The sequence below is a fragment of the Teichococcus deserti genome, from assembly GCF_001982615.1.
Lineage (GTDB): Bacteria > Pseudomonadota > Alphaproteobacteria > Acetobacterales > Acetobacteraceae > Pseudoroseomonas > Pseudoroseomonas deserti.
In genome coordinates, this window is sequence record NZ_MLCO01000054.1 from 1 (window position 1) to 17,859 (window position 17,859).

The 17,859-nt window shown below is 72.7% G+C and carries 16 protein-coding genes; 3 read left to right on the forward strand and 13 right to left on the reverse strand.

The genetic code is table 11. From position 1 onward, the window contains the following. On the forward strand, window positions 1–622 hold a 622-nt coding region (locus BKE38_RS06940), incomplete at its 5' end, for an acetylxylan esterase (protein WP_207553517.1). Beyond that, complete coding sequence (locus BKE38_RS06945; RefSeq protein ID WP_076956631.1) at window positions 619–1,347, forward strand: esterase family protein; 729 nt, start codon at window positions 619–621, stop codon at window positions 1,345–1,347. The genes BKE38_RS06940 and BKE38_RS06945, both read left to right, overlap by 4 nt. 4 nt (window positions 1,348–1,351) lie before the next feature. On the opposite strand, the gene BKE38_RS06950 is transcribed toward BKE38_RS06945, so the two are convergent. After that, window positions 1,352–1,648, reverse strand: a complete 297-nt coding sequence (locus BKE38_RS06950; protein WP_076956632.1) for a hypothetical protein — start codon at window positions 1,646–1,648, stop codon at window positions 1,352–1,354. Between the two features lie 68 nt (window positions 1,649–1,716). After that, window positions 1,717–2,205 carry an Lrp/AsnC family transcriptional regulator gene (locus BKE38_RS06955; protein ID WP_076956633.1) on the reverse strand — a complete coding sequence of 163 codons (489 nt, stop codon included), beginning with the start codon at window positions 2,203–2,205 and terminating at the stop codon, window positions 1,717–1,719. Window positions 2,206–2,340: 135 nt separating this feature from the next. Between BKE38_RS06955 and BKE38_RS06960 the strand changes: the two genes are divergently transcribed. Continuing rightward, complete coding sequence (locus BKE38_RS06960) at window positions 2,341–3,279, forward strand: DMT family transporter (protein WP_076956685.1); 939 nt, start codon at window positions 2,341–2,343, stop codon at window positions 3,277–3,279. On the opposite strand, the gene BKE38_RS06965 is transcribed toward BKE38_RS06960, so the two are convergent. The 11 genes from BKE38_RS06965 to BKE38_RS33140 all read right to left on the reverse strand — a co-directional run bounded on the left by BKE38_RS06965 (window position 3,276) and on the right by BKE38_RS33140 (window position 17,751). After that, window positions 3,276–4,442: a VWA domain-containing protein gene (locus tag BKE38_RS06965; RefSeq protein ID WP_076956634.1), complete on the reverse strand. Its 1,167-nt coding sequence runs from the start codon at window positions 4,440–4,442 to the stop codon at window positions 3,276–3,278. The two genes, BKE38_RS06960 and BKE38_RS06965, sit on opposite strands and share 4 nt — an antisense overlap. Beyond that, entirely contained in the window at window positions 4,439–6,658 is a 2,220-nt protein-coding gene (locus BKE38_RS06970) for a DUF5682 family protein (RefSeq protein ID WP_076956635.1), read from the reverse strand. The genes BKE38_RS06965 and BKE38_RS06970 overlap by 4 nt, the downstream gene beginning before the upstream one ends. A 4-nt stretch (window positions 6,659–6,662) precedes the next feature. After that, window positions 6,663–7,742: an ATP-binding protein gene (locus tag BKE38_RS06975; protein ID WP_076956636.1), complete on the reverse strand. Its 1,080-nt coding sequence runs from the start codon at window positions 7,740–7,742 to the stop codon at window positions 6,663–6,665. Beyond that, window positions 7,739–9,145, reverse strand: coding sequence for a DUF5691 domain-containing protein (locus BKE38_RS06980; protein WP_076956637.1), 1,407 nt, complete (start codon window positions 9,143–9,145; stop codon window positions 7,739–7,741). Before BKE38_RS06980 ends, BKE38_RS06975 begins: the two co-directional genes overlap by 4 nt. Next, entirely contained in the window at window positions 9,138–10,523 is a 1,386-nt protein-coding gene (locus tag BKE38_RS06985; protein WP_076956638.1) for an SWIM zinc finger family protein, read from the reverse strand. The genes BKE38_RS06980 and BKE38_RS06985 overlap by 8 nt, the downstream gene beginning before the upstream one ends. 97 nt (window positions 10,524–10,620) lie before the next feature. Then, window positions 10,621–13,524 carry a Dyp-type peroxidase gene (locus BKE38_RS06990; protein ID WP_076956639.1) on the reverse strand — a complete coding sequence of 968 codons (2,904 nt, stop codon included), beginning with the start codon at window positions 13,522–13,524 and terminating at the stop codon, window positions 10,621–10,623. A gap of 97 nt (window positions 13,525–13,621) precedes the next feature. Next, complete coding sequence (locus BKE38_RS06995; RefSeq protein ID WP_076956640.1) at window positions 13,622–14,569, reverse strand: 5-oxoprolinase subunit C family protein; 948 nt, start codon at window positions 14,567–14,569, stop codon at window positions 13,622–13,624. Next, entirely contained in the window at window positions 14,566–15,255 is a 690-nt protein-coding gene (locus BKE38_RS07000) for a 5-oxoprolinase subunit B family protein (RefSeq protein ID WP_076956641.1), read from the reverse strand. The genes BKE38_RS06995 and BKE38_RS07000 overlap by 4 nt, the downstream gene beginning before the upstream one ends. Beyond that, entirely contained in the window at window positions 15,252–16,022 is a 771-nt protein-coding gene (locus tag BKE38_RS07005) for a LamB/YcsF family protein (protein ID WP_076956642.1), read from the reverse strand. The genes BKE38_RS07000 and BKE38_RS07005 overlap by 4 nt, the downstream gene beginning before the upstream one ends. A gap of 42 nt (window positions 16,023–16,064) precedes the next feature. Then, window positions 16,065–16,490, reverse strand: a complete 426-nt coding sequence (locus tag BKE38_RS07010) for an ABC transporter permease (RefSeq protein WP_242662264.1) — start codon at window positions 16,488–16,490, stop codon at window positions 16,065–16,067. Beyond that, the gene (locus BKE38_RS33140) at window positions 16,384–17,751 is read right to left on the reverse strand and encodes an ABC transporter permease subunit (RefSeq protein WP_242662250.1); all 1,368 of its coding nucleotides are present in this window, start codon (window positions 17,749–17,751) and stop codon (window positions 16,384–16,386) included. Before BKE38_RS33140 ends, BKE38_RS07010 begins: the two co-directional genes overlap by 107 nt. Window positions 17,752–17,859: the final 108 nt, after the last annotated feature.

The following is a 17,859-nucleotide window of genomic DNA, read 5'->3' on the forward strand; positions in this document are numbered from 1 at the left end:
CAGCACATGCCATTGCGGATCGGTCGAGATCGGCGCCCGGGCGCCGATCTCGACCGATCCGCAATGGCATGTGCTGCACGACATCGACAAGCGCGACGCCTATATCCTCGGCGGCTGCGTCGAGGATCTGTGGCTGGCGGTCTCGGCGCTGGAGGACATCGTCCCCGAGGTGGCGGGGCATGTCGGCTATACCGGGGTCAGCTTCGGCGGCGGCATCGGCGCCCTGGCCATCCCCTGGGACGCGCGCATTCGCCGCGGCCATCTGGAGGTGCCGAGCTTCGGCAACCATCCGCTGCGGCTGACCCTGCCCTCGATCGGCAGCGGCGCCGCGGTGCAGGCCTATTGGCGCCACCATGCCGAGGTGGTGGAGACCCTGGCCTGGTACGACGCCGCCACCGCCGCGCGCTTCATCGCCATCCCGATGCTGGTCGCAGCGGCGCTGTTCGATCCGGTGGTGGCGCCGCCGGGGCAGTTCGCCATCGCCAATGCCCTGCCGGACCGGGGCACGGGCGGCTGTCAGTCACTCTTCACACTGCCGGCCGGGCATTTCGACTATCCCGGGCGCGAGCGGCAGGAAGGCGCGCTGCGCCAGGCCGTGGGAGATTTCTTCGCCGCGCTATGAACCGCGAATACCACCGCTGGCACAGCCCGCGCCTCGGCCGCGACATGGAGCTGCTGGTCTTCGGCCATGCCGGCGCCAAGGTCCTGGTCTTCCCGACGCGCGACGGCCGCTTCTGGGAATACGAGACGATCGGCCTGGTCGGTAGCCTGGCGCCGAAGCTGGCCGCGGGGCAGCTGCAGCTGTTCTGCGTCGACGGGCTCTATGCCGAATCCCTGGGCAACCCGCATTGCCCGCCGGCCGCCCGGCTGCGGCGCCAGGCGCAGTTCGAGGACTATCTGCTGCACGAGGTCATGCCGCTGCTGGCGGCGCGCAACCCGCATCCCTGCACCATCGCGCATGGCTGCAGCCTGGGCGCCTGGCAGGCGGTGAACATCGCCTTCCGCCACCCGCATCTCTTCGCCAAGGTCGCCGCCTTCTCCGGCCGCTACGACCTGACCCTGGCGGTCGAGCATTTCTCCGACCTGTTCGACGGGCATTACGACGACGCGGTCTATTTCAACACGCCGTCGCATTTCCTGCCCGGCCTCGGCTGCGCCTGGCGGCTCGGCCATCTGCAGCGGATGGAGGTGGTGCTGGCGGTGGGCGAGGCCGACCCCTTCCTCGGCAACAACCGGCATCTGGGCCGGCTGCTGGCGGAGAAGGCCATCCCGCATGCCCTGCATGTCTGGTCGGGCCGGGCGCATCAGGGCCGCGCCTGGCGGCAGATGGCGCCGCTCTACCTCTGAACCGTCAAAGGCCCAGGCTGAGCTGCGCCACGCTGGCCGCGGGCGGCGGCGGGGCATGGCGATCGGCCTCGCAGAGCATCAGGTCGCCGAACATCGGGTCGAGCTCGGCCAGGATGCAATCCACCGCCTCGCTGACCTGCTGCCGCGGCAGCGACGGGCAGAGGGCGCGCAGATAGCCGCGCCCCTCGCTGCGGGCGTCGCGGATCGTGGAGCCGGCGCGCAGCGCCTGGTTGATGACAGACCTCACCCGGACGGCAGCGACCGGGTCGATCAGCGTGGTGCGAATGAGCGCGTGTTCCATGGGAACAAATTAAGAACATCTGAACCGCGCCTGTCCAGCACAGAATCGCAGTCGGCCAAGGCTCCGCGTCAGCGCCGCAGATGGCTGGTGGGCAGGGCGGTGGTGTATTTCACCTGGTCGAGGGCGAAGCTGGAGCGGATGTTGGAGACCACCGGGATCTGCGTCAGGCAGTCCAGCATCAGCTCCTGGTAGCGCAGCAGGTCCTCGACCACGACGCGCAGCATGAAGTCGGCCTCGCCGGTCATCAGGTAGCATTCCATGACTTCCGGACGCCGCGCGATGGCATCGGTGAAAACCTTCAGCGAGGCCTTGTCCTGCTGCTTCAGCGTGACATGGACGAAGACATTGACCGCGAGGCCCAGCGCCAGCGGATCGACCAGGGCGACGGCGCCGCGGAGGACGCCGCGGGCGCGCAGCTCGGCCACCCGCCGCCAGCAGGGCGAGGCCGACATGCCGACGCGCTCGGCGAGCTCGGCATTGCTGATCTCGCTGTTGGTCTGCAGCAGGTCGAGGATGCGCAGGCTGGCTTCGTCCAGTACCTGGCGGGGGTCGGGCATGTTTCTCCGGTCCTAATGCCGTTCCCGGTCAATCTAACCTGAATTCGCCGCAAACAAAGCTGAGACAGGTCAGATTTCCCGGCGCGACCAGGGGATGATTTCCCCCGAGACCGATGCCCGGGAATGCCGCCGACCATGAGCCATGCGCAGAACACGCCGATCGCCTCCCTGGCGCCGATCCAGCTGCCGGCGGGCACCGGCACGCGGCTCTGGCTGCTGGCCATGGTGCTGCTCTGGGGACTGAGCTGGCCGGCGACGGCCCTGGCGCTGCAATCGGTGCCGCCGCTCTGGCTGGCCGCCATCCGCTTCGGCAGCGCGGCGGTCTGCCTGTTCGTCTTCGTCGGCCTGCGGGGCCAGCTGCGCCTGCCGCCGCGCGCCGACTGGCCGATCGTCGCCAGCATCGGGCTGCTGCAGATGATGGCTTTCACCGGCATGGGCATGATCGCCATGACCCGCACCGACACCAGCCATGCCGTGCTGCTGGCCTATACCACGCCGCTGTGGAGCCTGCTGATGGGCTGGGCGATGTTCCGCCAGGCACCGAGCCGCGCCCAGGCGCTGGCACTGGCGGTCGGCCTGTCCGGCGTCGCGCTGATCGTCTCGCCGCTGGAGATGGACTGGCAGCGGCCGGGCGTGGTCACCGGCGCCGCGCTGCTGCTGGGCGGCGCGATCTGCTGGTCGGCGGTGATCCTGCATATCCGCCGCCACCGCTGGACCACGCCGCCGCTGGCCCTCGCCCCCTGGCAGATGCTGCTGGCCACCATCCCGCTGACGGCGATCGCCTGCGCGGTGGAGGGCTCGCCGGCCGCGATCCCGATGACGCCGCATCTGCTGCAGCTGCTGGCCTTCATCGGGCCGGTCGCGACCTCGGCCTGCTTCGTCATCTCGGCCGAGCATGGCCGCCGCATCAGCGCCTTCGCCATGTCGAACTTCACCCTCGGTGTGCCGCTGATCGGCGTGCTAGCCTCGGTTTTCTTCCTGGGCAACCGGCTGTCGGCGGTGTTCCTGGCCGGGCTGACCCTGGTCTTCGCCGGCATGGTGCTGGCCGGGATGGCGGCGCGGCGCCGCGCCTAGCTGTCCGACCGGATCAGCTTGATGTCGCGGTCGGCGGCCCAGGCATGGACGTCCTCGCGCCGCAGCGCGGTCGCCATCAGCTCCGGGAACTGGTCCGGGGTGCAGGCGAAGACCGCGATGCCCAGCGCCGCCACCCGTGCCGACAGCCTCGAGTCATAGGACGGCCGGCCCTGGTCGGACAGCGCCAGCAGCACGACCACGTTCACCCCCGCCAGCACCAGCCCGGCCAGGCGGTCGACCAGGGCGTCGGCGTCGCCGCCCTCGTAGAGATCGGTGATCAGCACCAGATGCGCCTTGGACGGCCGCTCGATGCGGTCCTCGCAATAGGCGACGGCGGCGTTGATGTCGGTGCCGCCGCCCAGCTGCACGCCGAACAGCACCTCGACCGGATCGGCCAGCTCCTCGGTCAGGTCGAGGATCGCCGTGTCGAAGCAGACCAGCTTGGTCGCCACCACCGGCAGCGAGGCCATGACGGCGGCGAAGATCGAGGCATAGACCACCGAGCTCGCCATCGACCCCGACTGGTCGACACAGAGAACAACCTCGTCCAGATCGGTGATGCGGCGCTGCTGCCGCATGAAGCCGATCAGCCGCTCGGGGACGATGGTGCGGTGCTCGGGCTGATAGTGGGAGAGGTTGGCGCGGATGGTGCGCGGCCAGTCGATGTCGGAAAAGCGCGGCCGGTTCGTGCGGCGGGCGCGGTCCAGCGCGCCGCGCACCGCCTCGGCCGTGCGGCGCTGCAGGCGTTCCATCAGCGCCTCCACCACCTTGCCGATGACCAGCCGCGCGGTCTCCTTGGTCTTCTCCGGCATGACGCCGCGCAGCGCCACCAGGTCGGCGACCAGGTTCACATCGGCCTCGACGGTGGCCAGGAATTCCGGCTGCAGCAGCATCTGCCGCAGCCCCTTGCGCTCGAAGGCGTCCTTCTGGATCACCTGCACCACCGGCGTCGGGAAGAAGTCGCGGATGTCGCCCAGCCACTTCGCCACCCGCGGCGCCGAGCCGCCCAGCCCGCCACGGCCCTTGCGGTCGCTGCCGTCGCCATAGAGCGCCGACAGGGCCAGCGCCATGCGGCGGTCGCTGTCGGAGAGCGGCGCGGCGCCGTCCTCGCTCTCGGTGCCCAGCGCCAGGGTCCAGCGGCGGTCGCGTTCCTGCTCGCTCATCGCGGCGCTCCTGCTTCGATCAGCGCGCGGATCCGCGCCTCATGCGCCGGCCAGAGCGCCGCCGCCCCCGGCAGCAGCCGGTAGCCGCGCGCGCTGGCCTCGGCCTGGCCGCGCGCCGCATCCATCAGCCGCCGCCGCTCCTGGCGGTCGAGGTCGGAGAAGACCCGGCGGAACAGCGGCAGGTTGGCGACGAAGCTGTCTTCCTCCAGGCCCAGCATCCAGCCATCGACGGCCTGGCGCAGCGCGGCGTCATGGATCAGCCGCTGCCCGGCCCCGGCCAGGAAGCCTTCGAAGAAGCCAGCGGCCTGGGCCACGGCGATGCCGGGCGACAGCCTTCTCTGCAGCAGCGCGGCGGCGGCCTCGGCGCCGATCTGCTCGCCCTCGTAGAGCAGCCGGCCGGCGGCGCCGGCGACCAGCTGCGTCGCCTGCTCGTCCTCCAGCATTGTTGCCAGTGCTCCATGCCAGGCGGCGACGGTCTCGGCGTCGAGCTGGGCCAGCTGGATGGCGGCCTCGGCGGCCAGGATGGCGTCGCGCAATGTCGAGGAGGCTTCGGCATCGAGGTTGCGCGCGGCATAGGGCAGGGCCAGCGCCGCCTGCACGGCGATGCGCGGCATCAGCGCCGCCAGATGCTCGGCGGTGCCGGCGCGCGCCTCGCCATAGCGCAGGATCTCGGCCATCGGCGGCAGGGCTGCCAGCAGCGCCAGCGCGTCGCTGGTCAGCGCCGCGCGGGTCTCCAGCAGCGCCGTGCCGATCTCGGCCGCCTGCGGCAGCACGGCGATCATGGCGCTGCGCAGCAGCCCGGCCAGCGGGCCCAGCGCCGGCTCGCCGCGCATCGCCTCGGCCAGCCGGGCGCCGGCGGCATCCGCGATGGTCGCGCCGTGGACGAGGTTCTCGACCAAACGCACAGAAAATTCCGGCTGCCAGGCCAGCACCCAGTTCTCGCGGAAGGTGCCGCGGCTGCGCCCGGCATCGGCCAGCCGCCCCCAGGGCACGTCGAGCGCCGCCAGCCGGTGCAGCAGGGTCGAGCGCGCCAGGCCGCTGTCGCTGCGCAGGTCCAGCGTCAGCGGCTTCTCCAGCGCCTCGGGCTTCAGCCGCACCGCCTTCTGCTGCCGCTGCAGGTCTTCCAGCAGCGGCGCCAGCGGCGTGCCCTCGGGGATGGCGCCGACATCGGCGCCGATCAGCAGCTCGGCGGCGATGTCGTGCCAGACGGCAGATTCGCCGTGGCAGAGGCAGGCGATGGCGGCGTCGCGCAGCTCCTCGAAGCCGGGATGCGGCCGCTCGCGCATGGCGGCCAGCGCCACGCCCAGCCGCTGCGCCTCGATCACCGAGGCGGTGGAGACGAAATGCCCGCGCTCCCGCATCACCCGGGCGATGCGCGCCAGCCAGGTCGAGGCGCGGTCGGCCGCATCATGGCTGTCCCAGAGATGCGCGCACCAGCCGGGGGCGATGACGCCGGCGCCATAGCCGCTGCCGCGCGCCAGCCGCGGCGCCGTCCAGGGCGCCCAGGTCAACTTCGCCTTGGCCTTGGGCCGGCCCTTCAGCAGCGCGCGGTCCTCGGCATGGCTGCGCTTCTCGCGCAGGCCGGGAACGTGCCAGGCGCCGCAGACCACGGCGACGGGGCCGTCGCTTTCCTTGGCGGCGCGGGCGATCTCGAGGCGCATATGCGCCTCCCGCGCCGCCTCGCGCGGGGAGGGTGGGCCGGCCTCGGCGCGCAGCGCGGCCATGGCCTCGGCGACGGCGGCGAAGACCGGCAGGCCGGAGGCGCTTTCCTCGATGACGTCGGACCACCAGGATTCGCCATCGGCATAGCCGGCGGCGGCGGCCAGGATGCCGATCGGGTCGCGGCTGACCTCGTCTTCTTCCAGCGCCTCCTCGGGCGCCCCGGCCAGCCGCTCGCCGAGGCGGTCGGTCGCCGGCAGGTCGATGAAGCGCAGCACAGCATTGTTGGCGACAGCCCAGCGCGCTGCCTGGAACTCGGGGGAATATTCGGCAAAGGGAAAAAAACTGGCCTGGGCGGGGTCTTCCTCGGCATAGGCCAGCAGCGCCACCGGCGTGCGCAGCCCGGGATCGGCCAGCATCGGCAGCAGGTCGGAGGCGTCGGCCGGGCCTTCGATCAGCACGGCGGCCGGCCGCGCCGCCGCCAGCGCCTCCACCAGCCGCCGCGCCGAGCCCGGCCCGTGGTGGCGGATGCCGTAGAACAGAAGATCGGCCGGCATGGCGTCAGATCTGGTCGGTCAGCGCGGCGTAATAGCCCTCGAAGCCGCGGCGCTTCTTCAGCACCGTCTCCAGGTATTCGCCGAGCACGGCCTTGTCCTGGACAGGATCCTTGACGACGGCGCCGATCATGTTGCTGGCCAGCGTCTCCGGCGTCAGGCGGCCGTCGTTGAAGAAGGTCGCCTGGCTGATGCCGCCGACCATGACGCCGATGGCCTCCGCCGTCGACAGCCCGCCGGAGGGCGACTTCAGCGCCACCTTGCCGTCCTCGGTGGAGCCCGAGCGCAGCTCGCGGAAGATGGCGACGACGCGCGCCACCTCCTCGGCCACGTTCTTCGGCGCCGGCAGGTCGAGGCTCTGCGCCATCTCGCCCACGCGCTTGACGATGATGGCGACCTCCTCCTCGGCGCTGTCGGGCAGCGGCAGGACGACGACGTTGAAGCGCCGCTTCAGCGCCGAGGACAGCTCGTTGACGCCCTTGTCGCGGTTGTTGGCGGTCGCGATGATGTTGAAGCCGCGCTGCGCATAGACGGCGCTGTTGAGCTCCGGGATCGGCATCATCTTCTCGGACAGCACGGTGATCAGCGTGTCCTGCACGTCGCTGCCCATGCGGGTCAGCTCCTCCAGCCGGCAGAGCTTGCCGCCTTCCATGGCGCGCATGAGCGGGGTGGGCACCAGCGCCTCGCGGCTCGGGCCCCTGGCCAGCAGCTGGGCGTAGTTCCAGCCGTAGCGCACCTGGTTCTCGTCGGTGCCGGCGGTGCACTGGATCACCAGGGTGGAATCGCCGGTGATGGCGGCGGCCAGGTGCTCCGAGACCCAGGACTTGGCGGTGCCGGGCACGCCCAGCAGCAGCAGCGCGCGGTCGGTGGCCAGCGTCGCCACCGCGGTCTCGATCAGCCGCCGGTCGCCGACGTATTTCTCCGAGATGGCGGTGCCGTCGGCGGCGGCGCCGCCCATCAGATAGGTCACCACCGCGCGGGGCGACAGCGCCCAGCCGGGCGGGCGGCGATCGCCGTCGCCCGCGGCCAGGGCGGCGAGCTCGCCGGCATAGATCGCCTCGGCCGGCCTGCGCAGCGTCTCGCTCATCGGGTGGTTCCTCCATTGTCCAAAGCGGCGTTCAACCGCAGCATGTCCAGGCGCGGGTCGGCGGCGACCAGGCCGACGGCGGCGATGCGCTCCAGCGCGCGGCGCGCCTCCGCCTGCGTCGTCAGCAGGCCGAGCGCCAGCAGCTCCCCGGCGGGATCGCCGGTGGTGGCGGCGCTGTCCTGCAGCCGCTGCAGCAGGGCGATGCCGGCGGCGGTGCGCAGCGCATCGTCCAGCGCGCCTTCCGCCCCGGCGATGATCAGCGCCTGGGCATAGGTGCCGCCCTGCGCGTTCAGCAGCCGCGTCGCCAGGCTGCGGCGCTGCGCCGGCGCCAGCCGCGGCAGCAGCGAGTGCAGGCCATAGGGATCGAGGCTGGCGCCGGTCATCAGCGCCTCGGCGACGGCGACGACAGCGGCATCCGGGCTGGAGCGCGCCGCCATGCCGGCCAGCGCCCGGTCCAGCCCGTGATCAGCGCCCCAAGGCCAGCCGGCAATCAGTTTTTCCGCCGTCAGCTCCAGCGAGGCCGCGAAGACGGGGAAAGGCACCGACTGCATCAGGCTGAAGCGGCGGTTGCGCTGCGCCGGGGTCTTCGGCGGCTGCGGCACCACGGTGCGCGTCCGCCGCAGGAAGCCTTTCGTCTGCACCTCGAAGAAGGCAGCGAGCTCGGCCGCGTCGCTCTCGGCCGTGGCGCCATGGCCGAGCCGCCCCAGCAGCGCCGCGGCGGTGGCCTGCACCCGCGGCGCGCGGTCATTGGCGAAGCCCTCGAGCAGCGGCCGGTCGACCTCGGTCAGGCCCTGGCGGATCATCGACAGCAGCCGCACCCGCTCATCCGCCGTCTCGGCGCCGATCTTCTGGCCGAGCAGCAGCGCCGCCGCATCCGGGTCCTGCCGGCGCAGGCTGGCGAAGGCGACGCGGCGCGCGGCAGGGGCCATCTCCTCCCAGCTTTCGGCGCTCAGCGCCTGCGGCGCGCCTTCGGCGCTGTCGGCGGAGGCGGCCCAGTCCTGCCAGGGGGTATAGACATCGGGCACCTCGTCATTCGGCCCCGGCAGCCAGTCGCCGGGATGCAAGGTCCAGCCGCGGGCATCGAGGAAATCGAGCAGGTCGCGGCGGCGGCTTGGCTCGCGGACGGCCTGCAGCAGGCGGCGGGCGCGCGGCCGCAGCGCCTCCGGCACCGGCGGCTTCGCCAGGCGCGGCAGCGGGGCCAGGGCGTGGATCTCGCCCGCCGGCTCGGCCAGGGTCAGGCTGCCCAGGAAATGGCCGGACAGCGCCAGCAGCCGCAGCTCGGCCTCCGCCGCCTCCTCGCCCAGGGCGTCGCGCCAGGCAGCGGGGGCGGCAGGGGCCGCGCCGCCGCCCATGGTCCAGCGCGTCAGCACCGGGCCCAAGGCTTCGAGCAGGCGCTCAGTCATGGGCGATGCGCCCCCAGGGGCTTTGCGCCGCCAGCAGCTGCAGCCGGTTGCCCGACCACAGCGCCGCGGCCCGCGTCAGCACGGTGCCGGTCAGCAGCCCGGTGGCCTCGCCGGCCAGCGGCAGCGCGGCGCTGCCGTCATCGGCCTGCCACCAGGGCGCGCCGGCACGGTCGAAGCCGATGCGCCCCGCCGGCAGCAGCAGCGGATGCGCGGCCGCCCAGGGCTCCTGCAGCAGCGGCGCGGTCAGGGCGTCTTCCAGCGAGGGCGCGGGCTGGGGCCAGTCTTGATCGGCCGCCTCCCGCGTCGCTCCCCGCCGCAGCAGCACGGCACGGAGCGGCAGCGGCGCCGGATAGAACAAAAATTCGGCGTCGAACTGCTCGCCCGGGGTGAAGACGGCGGCGCGCCTGCCGGCGCTGGCAGGGAAGAAATCCAGCAGCATGGCGAAGCGCGGCCCCGTGGCGCCCAGATTGAGCAGCCAGGTGGTCTGCGACACCAGCCCGTCGCGCCGGGTGCGCACCTGCTCAGCCAGCACCTCCCAGGTGGCAGCGACGCGCGGCGCGGCAGGGTCGTCCAGCAGCGCCTCCCGCGTCTCGGCCGTGGCGACGGCGCGGCGCAGCGTGGCCTCCTCCGGCGCGGCGCGATAGGCGCGGGCCAGCAGCACCAGCCGGCCGAGCTCCACCGTCGCGCCGCGCAGCCGGTCGCCGGCGGGCAGGGCCAGCAGCCGTCCCGGCAGCTCGTCGACATGGCCGGCCAGCGCCGCGGCCTTGCCGTCGACCAGCCGCGCGCCGATGCGGCGGCAGCGCGCCGTGGCATCCTCGACGAAGCCGGCGAGCCCGAGGCGCAGCTGGTCCCCGACCCATTGCTCCAGCGCCTCCAGCGCCTCGAGGATGGCGCGCTGGGTGTCCTCGCCGCGTTTCTTCGCGGCAGCCTCGCGGCGGGCGGCGGCCTTGGGGTCGTCCGCGGCTTCCGGTTCTTCGACGCGGGCGGCGGAAAGATCCTTGCCGGCGGCCGGCGCCGCGGCGGGCTGCGGCGCGCTGCCGGCGGCCGGGCGGCGGCGGCCGAGCCAGTCGCTGACCCAGTCCGGCGTGTCGCCAGCGGGGAAGGGGGCGATGGCCTCGGCCTTCAGCCAGAGCAGCGCCAGCCCGTGCTTGCAGGGGAATTTCCGGGATGGGCAGGTGCATTTGCTGCCCAGGTCGCGCAGATCGGCGGCGACGCGATAGGGGTTGGCGCCCGAGCCGGCGCAGTCGCCCCAGATCAGCGCCGCGTCATGGCTGGCGCCCAGCCCCGACCATTTGCCCGGCCTGGCGAGCCCGGCGGCGGCCTTGAGCGACGCCTGATCGGTGGCAAGCCGTTCCACCGCCTTCACGTCGATCGCCACGCAGCCTCCCCGGGTCTCTGTCCGCGGACTAGGATAGGAAGCGGCGCGCGCGGCTCAACCGGGGCTGCGATAAACTGTGGATCAGCTCAAGGATCCGTCAGGGGTCCTGCGCCAGCCAGCGCAGGCTGCGGCGGCCGGGCATGAAGAAATAGCCGCCGCCGCGGAGGCGGACGAAATCGGCGAAGCGGCGGATGGTCAGCGGGCCCTCCGGCGTCGGCACGGTCAGCCGCGCGCTGCGGCCGCCGCGCGACAGCACGGCATCCACCTCGTTCTCCAGCCCGTGGAACTGCGGCGCCATGGCCCAGCTCTGCTGGATGAACTCGAACTGCCGCTCGATGTCGAGGTTCAGGCACATGAAGTAGAGGCCCGGGTTGCGCGCCGCCGGATCGCCGCTGCCGGCGGCCTCGAAGCCGCGGCCGCGGCGCAGGATGCGGTGGCGGTTGGTGATCGCCAGCTGCTCGCGCGAGCCGGGGGCGAAGGAATCGCGCGGGTTGGTGCGGCGGATATGCGCGCCGAAGGGGCAGCGCTGGCCGGTCGGATCCTCGGCGCCGAGCAGGAAGTCGTTGTCCATCGGGACCCGTTTCTTCTTGTCCTTCTCGGCCTGCGGCGCGTCCGGCCAGCCCTGGCCCGGCTCGGTGGGGTGGCGGATCAGCGAGGTGCCGTCCTGCCAGCGGCCGACCATCTTGGCGCCGATCCAGCAGGCGCGCTGGCCCGGCGTCAGCCCGGGCGGCACGCCGGCGCGGCCGTCCAGCTCCCCGGCGGCGCGGGTCATGAAATCCTCGAAGCCGGCGACATCCTGCTCCAGCTGGCGCACCACCAGGAAGCTGCCGTTGCGGCCGAAATCGCGGTCGCCGCCGGCGCCGCCCGGGGCGAAGCTCGGCAGCAGCAGCCCGTCGGAATGGCGCTGGTCGTGCAGCGCCAGCAGCGCGGCCGGGTCGGCCGCGGCGGGAAGGCGCGGCGACAGGGCGCGGCCGCCGCGGTTGTCGGGATAGCCGAACAGGAACTCGCCGGGCTCGACGGCATGGATCGCGTCCGCGTCGCGCATCCAGCGGCGGGTGCCGCGCACGACCGGCTGCGAGACGCCGTCGACGAAGCCGAAGGGCTCGCGCATCGGTCCGCCATCCGGCGCGGTGGGCGGCGCCATGGTCAGGCGGTGCAGCAGCCGGCCGCCCAGCGCCAGCGCCTCGGCGATGGCGGCCTCGAGCGCCGCCGCATCCTCGGCATAGAGGTTGAGCACGGCATCCGGCCGCGGATCGGCGCCCCAGAGCCAGTCGGCCGGCCCGTCATCGCCGGTGTCGGACAGGATGCGGGCGCGGGTCGGATGCGCCATGCCCTGGCGGAAGGCCAGCGGGAAATCCTGCAGTGTCGCCGGCGGCAGGCCGAGCTTCCGCAGGCCCTCATGGGTGAGGCCGAGCTGGTGCACGGTGCCGCGCGGCAGCTCCTCGCCATAGGTGATGCGGGGTTCCAGCGCGCGCAGCCAGGCGCGGGCGGCGGCGATACCCTCGGGCAGCGACAGCACCAGGCTGGCGCCGGCCGGCTGGCGCTTCAGCCCGCCATAGAAGATCGACTGCACCTCGCCGGTCTCGATGCTGCCGGCGGCGCGCGCGCTGGAGCCGAGCAGGCTGAACCAGGCGGCGGCCTCGTCCTCGGTGGCGGCGGTCAGCAGCCCGTGGCGGATCGCGGCATTGGCGCGGATGCGCGCGGTGGTCAGGCGCGGATAGGCCGAATACCAGAAGCGGGTCGGGCGCTGCTGGCGGCGCGCCCAGCGCTTGAAGCGGTCGGCATCGGTCGCGCCCTTCTGGAAGAGGTTCTCGGTCGCCGGGAAGCCGGCGGTGTTGCTCCAGACCCCGGTCAGGCCGTTCGAGGCCTTGGTGATGAAATCCTCCAGGTAGCTTTCCCAGCTGCCGCCGAAATTGGAGAAGAACAGCAGCCGGTCGGTGCCGGGCAGCAGCACCCAGCGGGCGAAATGGATGGTGCCGATCTCGCCGAGGAAGCCCGGGCGGAAATGCTTTGCCGCCATCAGCCCGATGACGCGGAAGGCCAGCCGCAGGGTCAGCCGGCGGAACCAGCCCGCCTGCATCACCGAGATGCCGGCCAGGTGGTTCTGCAGCGCGCGGTTCTCATGCGCCGCCACCTGCTCCAGGACGGCGGGGTCGGGCAGGCTGTCATCGGCGGTGTTGGCGCGCTCCATCCGGCGCAGCAGGGCGTAGAGCCAGGCCAGCAGCCCGCCCAGCGCCAGCAGCGCGACGACCGCCGCGGCGACCAGGGTGGCGAAGCCGAGCGCCGCGCCGCCGGCGCGCGCCGCCAGCCAGCCGGCCAGCAGCACGAGGGCGCCGAGCGGCAGCAGCACCGGCCAGAGGAAGCTCCAGGCGGCGGCCAGGATGACGCTGGCCAGCCCGTCCTTCATCCCCGAGGCGGCCGGCAGCGGCGCCACCGGCTCGACCTGGCGCATGGCGTGCAGCCCGGCCGGCAGGTCGTCGCCGAAGACGCGGTCGCGCAGCGCGCGCAGCCGGGCGAGCGGCGTCGGCCCCGGCATGTCGCCGGCATCCATGATGTCGCGCAGCCTTCGGGTCAGCGCATGCTCGTCGCGGATGCGGGCGACCGACATGCCGGGCGTGCCGCAGAAATCCAGCCCCGGCACGTCGAACAGTCCGGCGCCGCTGCGGATGCGGTGCCGGCGCAGCAGGTCGTGCAGCTCCTCCCGCGGCAGCCCGGCGGCGTCGAGGATCAGCGCCATCTCGGCGCCCAGGCGCTCGGTCAGGATCCGGGTCGCCTGCTGCTCGCTGTCGTCGACCGAGATCTCGACGACCAGATGGGCCGGCCTGCCAGGATCGCCGGGCACGGTGGTGATGCTGAGGAAATGCAGCCCCTGGCGGCGCAGCACGTCGCGCAGCGGGCCGCGGTCGAGCAGGCGCTGGCCCAGCACCTCCAGCCGGTCGTCGACGGCGGCCAGATGCGCGGCGTCGAAGGGCAGGCCGTAGGTCAGCATGAACTGCCGCATGGGTGGCGCTCCCGTCCCCGAGGGAAGCGCAGGCTAGGGCAGGGTCGGTGGGGCGGCGAAATGAAAAGCCGGTCATCGCCCGCCCGGGCCGGCCTGGCTAGGGCAGGGCGCCCTGGCGCAGCATCTCGAGGTAGCGGTGCCGCGCCAGCGTCCGGCTGCGCACCAGCCCGACCGCCTGGGCGGGGCTCACGGCCTGGAAGCGCAGCCGCTGCCGGCTGCGCAGCTGGACGAAGCTGTCCAGGCTGGTCGACAGCACGGTGGCGATCTTCGGATAGCCGCCGGTGCTCTGGTGGTCGGCCAGCAGCACCGTCGGCACCGCGTCGCCCGAGACCTGCACCGAGCCGCGGGCGATCGGCTCCGACGGCATGTCCAGCGCGGCATTGGGCGGCAGGGCCGGGCCGGTCAGCCGCACGCCCATGCGGTCATAGGCGTCGCTGAGGGCGTAAGCTGCGCCAAGGAAGGTCGCGATGGTCTCGGGCGCGAAGAAGCGGTCCTGGGGCCCGAGCACCACCGGCACCTCCGCGGGCGGCCGGGCCCAGACCGGCAGCGGGATGGCGCGCGGCGCCAGCAGCCGGGTGTCGTCCACCGTGATGACCTGGCCCTCGGCCAGCAGCCCGCCGCCGAGGCCCGTGGGGCCGTGGGTGGAGATGCTGTCCAGCCAGGGCGCCACCCGCAGCCGGCCGGCGAAGGCCAGATAGGTCCAGCAGCCCCAGAAGCCGGGGCGGATGGTCAGGCGGCTGCCGGCGCGGAGCGTCAGCACGGTCCAGGCGCCGTGACGGGCGCCGTCCAGCATCACCTGGAAGCCGCCGCCGGCGACGGCGATGCTGACCGCGCCGGCTTCGCAGGCCAGCGTCAGCCCGCCGGGCGAGACCTCGATGGCGCCGGCATCGTCCGGATTGCCGAGGGCGGCCTGCACCGCGGCGTAGCTGGCGCGGTCCATCGGGCCGGAGGTCGGCACGCCGAAGCGCATCTTCCCGAAGCGGCCGGCATCTTGGAAGGTGACGTGGGGGCCGGCCTGGGTGACGGCGAGGGTGGCGCTGCTCATGCGCGGCTCTCCGCCTCGAACTGGTCGCGGGTGATGCGGGTGAAGCGGACGCTGTCGCCGACATCGAAGAGGAAGGGCCGCGCGCTGTCGCCGCCATCCAGGATGCGGGTCGGCGAGCGGCCGATGTTCCACCAGCCATTCGGCATGATCATGGTGGTGACCAGGCATTGCGGCCCGGCGATGGTGACGCTGCCGGCCGGCGTGCCGCGCACCGGCGAGGTCTTGCGCGGCTGCCGGATGGCCTCCGGCACCCCGGCCAGATAGGCATAGCCGGGGGCGAAGCCGTACATATAGACGCGGTAGTCGCCGGCCAGATGGGCGGCGATCACCGCCTCGGTGTCCAGCCCGGTGGCCTCGGCGACGCGCGCCAGGTCGGGGGCGAGCTCGGCCTCGTAGCAGACGCGCACCTCGCGCAGCCGGCCGGGCTTGGGCACCCTGGCAGGGCCGCCCAGCAGGCGCCGCAGCGCCGCCTCGACGCTGGCGTGGTCGGTCTGCATCGGATCGAAGCGGACCAGGATGTTCACATAGGCCGGCACCGCCTCGAGGAAGCCGGGGACGCTCTCGGGCGAGAGGCCGGCATCGAGGCGCAGCACCTGGTCATGCACGTCGCGGTCGATGCGGTCGCCGAACTCGACCAGCAGCGCGTGATCGGCGACCGGCCGGAACACCGGATAGGCAGGGCTCATGGTTGGGACAGGAACGGCGCCACGGTGATGCCGGCCTCACCCAGGCGGCGGCGGATATGCTGGGCCATGGCGACGGCGCCGGGGCTGTCGCCATGGACGCAGACCGAGACGGCGTCCAGCTTGATCGGCGCGCCGTCGACGACGGGCATCAGCCCGGTCTCGAGGAACTGGATCAGCCGGGTGGCGGCTTCCTCGGGGTCGTGCAGCATGGCGTCGGGGCGGCTGCGCGGCACCAGCTGGCCGTTCGACAGATAGCCGCGATCCGCAAAAATCTCGCTGAAGGTGGGAAGGCCGGCATCGCGGCCGGCGCGGTCCAGCGCGGTGCCGGAAATCGCCAGCATGGCGAGGTCGGGGGAGATCGCCTTCACCGCGCGGGCGACGGCGGCGGCGACGTCGGGCTCGGCCGCGGCCCAGTTGCCCAGCGCGCCATGCGTCTTGACGAAGCGGACCTTGGTGCCGACCAGGGCGGCGGCCCCCATCAGCGCGCCGACCTGGGTCGCCACCAGCCGCTCGACCTCGCCCATCGTGTGGGGAATCAGGCGGCGGCCGAAGCCCTCGCGGTCGGCGAAGCCCGGATGCGCGCCGGCGACGACGCCCTGGTCGCGCGCCAGGGTCAGCGTCCTGAACATGGTCTCCGGATCGCTGGCATGGGCGCCGCAGGCGATGTTGGCGCTGGTGACGACCCGCAGCAGCGCGGCGTCGTCGCCCATCTGCCAAGGGCCGTAGCTCTCGCCGAGATCGGAATTCAGGTCGATCGTGCGCGCCATGGGGCGGGTCCTCGTCGGTTCGGGGGCAAGTCTATGACGGTGTCAGCGGGTCCGCCAGGGGGCCGACCACAGGCGGAGCCGGGCGATCAGCGCGGCCAGCAGCAGCAGGCCGAGCTGCAGCACGCCGACCACCGCAGTCTTCGGGCTGATCTCCAGGCGGATATCCTCCCACATGCGCATGGCGATGGTGGTGCCGTTGGGAGACGACAGGAACAGGCTGATGATCAGGTCGTCGAAGCCGGCGAGGAACGCGAAGAGGAAGGCGCTGGCGAAGGAGGCGGCGAGCAGCGGCAGGGTCACGTCGCGGAAGCGGCGCAGCGGGGCCGCGCCCAGGCTGGCGGCGGCGCGTTCCAGGTCGGTATCAAACCGGCGGAGCGCGGCCACCAGGATAATGACGACATAGGGCAGGCCGGTGACAGTATAGGCGATCCAGAAGCTGGCCAGCGTGCCGTTCAGCCCGAGCCGCACCGCGGTGAAGAACAGGCCCAGGGCGAGCGCGATATGCGGCAGGATCAATCGGCGCCACCGCCAGCAGCCAGAGCAGCCGCCGCCTCTTGAAGCGCCCGCGGGAAAGCGCCAGCGCGAAGGGCGTGCCAATGGCCAGGGCCGTCGCGGCGCCGGCCAGCGAGACCACCAGGCTGAAGCCGGTCGCCGCCAGCCAGGCTCTGTCCTCGAAGAAGGAAAAAAACCAGCGCAGCGACCAGCCGGGCGGCGGGAAGCTGAGATAGGGCGCGCTGCTGAAGGCGATCAGCACGACGACGATCATCGGCGCCAGCAGCAGGGTCAGCAGCAGCAGGCCATAGGCCCAGAGCAGCGGCGTCGCGACCGGGGCCAGGACCGCGGCGACGGTCGCCGCAGCCCGGCGCAGCACGGGCGGCATCGGCAGGCGGCGGGCGGGGGCGGCCGAGGTTTCTTCCCCCGCCATGGCGACGATGCGGCGGCGCAGCAGCAGCATCAGCGCGGTGACGAGGGCCAGCAGCAGGCAGGCCTGGGCGGCGGCGGTGTCGAATTCGGCGAGCGTGCTGACGCGCACCTCGATCGCCTGGGCCACCAGATAGTCGCCCGGCGCGCCGAGCAAGGCGGGCGTGATGTAGAAGCCCATGGCCGCCAGGAAGACGAGGGCCGCGCCGGCGCTGACCCCCGGCCAGGACAGCGGCAGGAAGATGGTGGCAAAGGCGCTGCCCGGCGGCGCGCCCAGGCTGGCGCCGGCGCGCATCAGCGCCGGGTCGATGCGCTGCATGGCGGCGAAGATCGGGAAGACCGCCATCGGCAGCAGGATATGCACCATGCCGACATAGCTGCCGAAGCGGTTGAAGACGAGCGGCAGCGGCTCGTCGATCAGCCCCGCTGCCTCCAGCGCGCGGTTGACCAGCCCGTTGCCGCCAAGGATGGCGACCCAGGCATAGGAGCGGATCAGGATGCTGGTCAGATACGGCACCGCGACCAGCGCCATGATCTGGCCCGACCAGCGCCGCGCGGCCGTCGCCGCCCAATAGGCCAGCGGATAGGCGACCGACAAGGTCAGCAGCGTCACCACCGCGGCCATGGTGAAGGTTCGGCTGAGGATGCCGAGGAAGGTGCGCGACGACAGCACCTCCGCCCAGGCGCCCGTCGAAAAAAGCCCGCCCTGGTGCAGGCTGGTCCAGACCACGCTGCCCATCGGCAGGATGAAGCCGATGGCCAGCGCAAGCAGCGCCGGCAGCATCAGCAGGAAGGTTCGGTTCGTCATCGGCCCGGGCGGCGCGGTGGTTGGATCGGGTTCAGCCGGCCGAGACCCACTTCTCCCATTCGGTGATGGCGCGGCGCAGCCCGGTCTGGCCGGTGCTGTCGGTCGCGT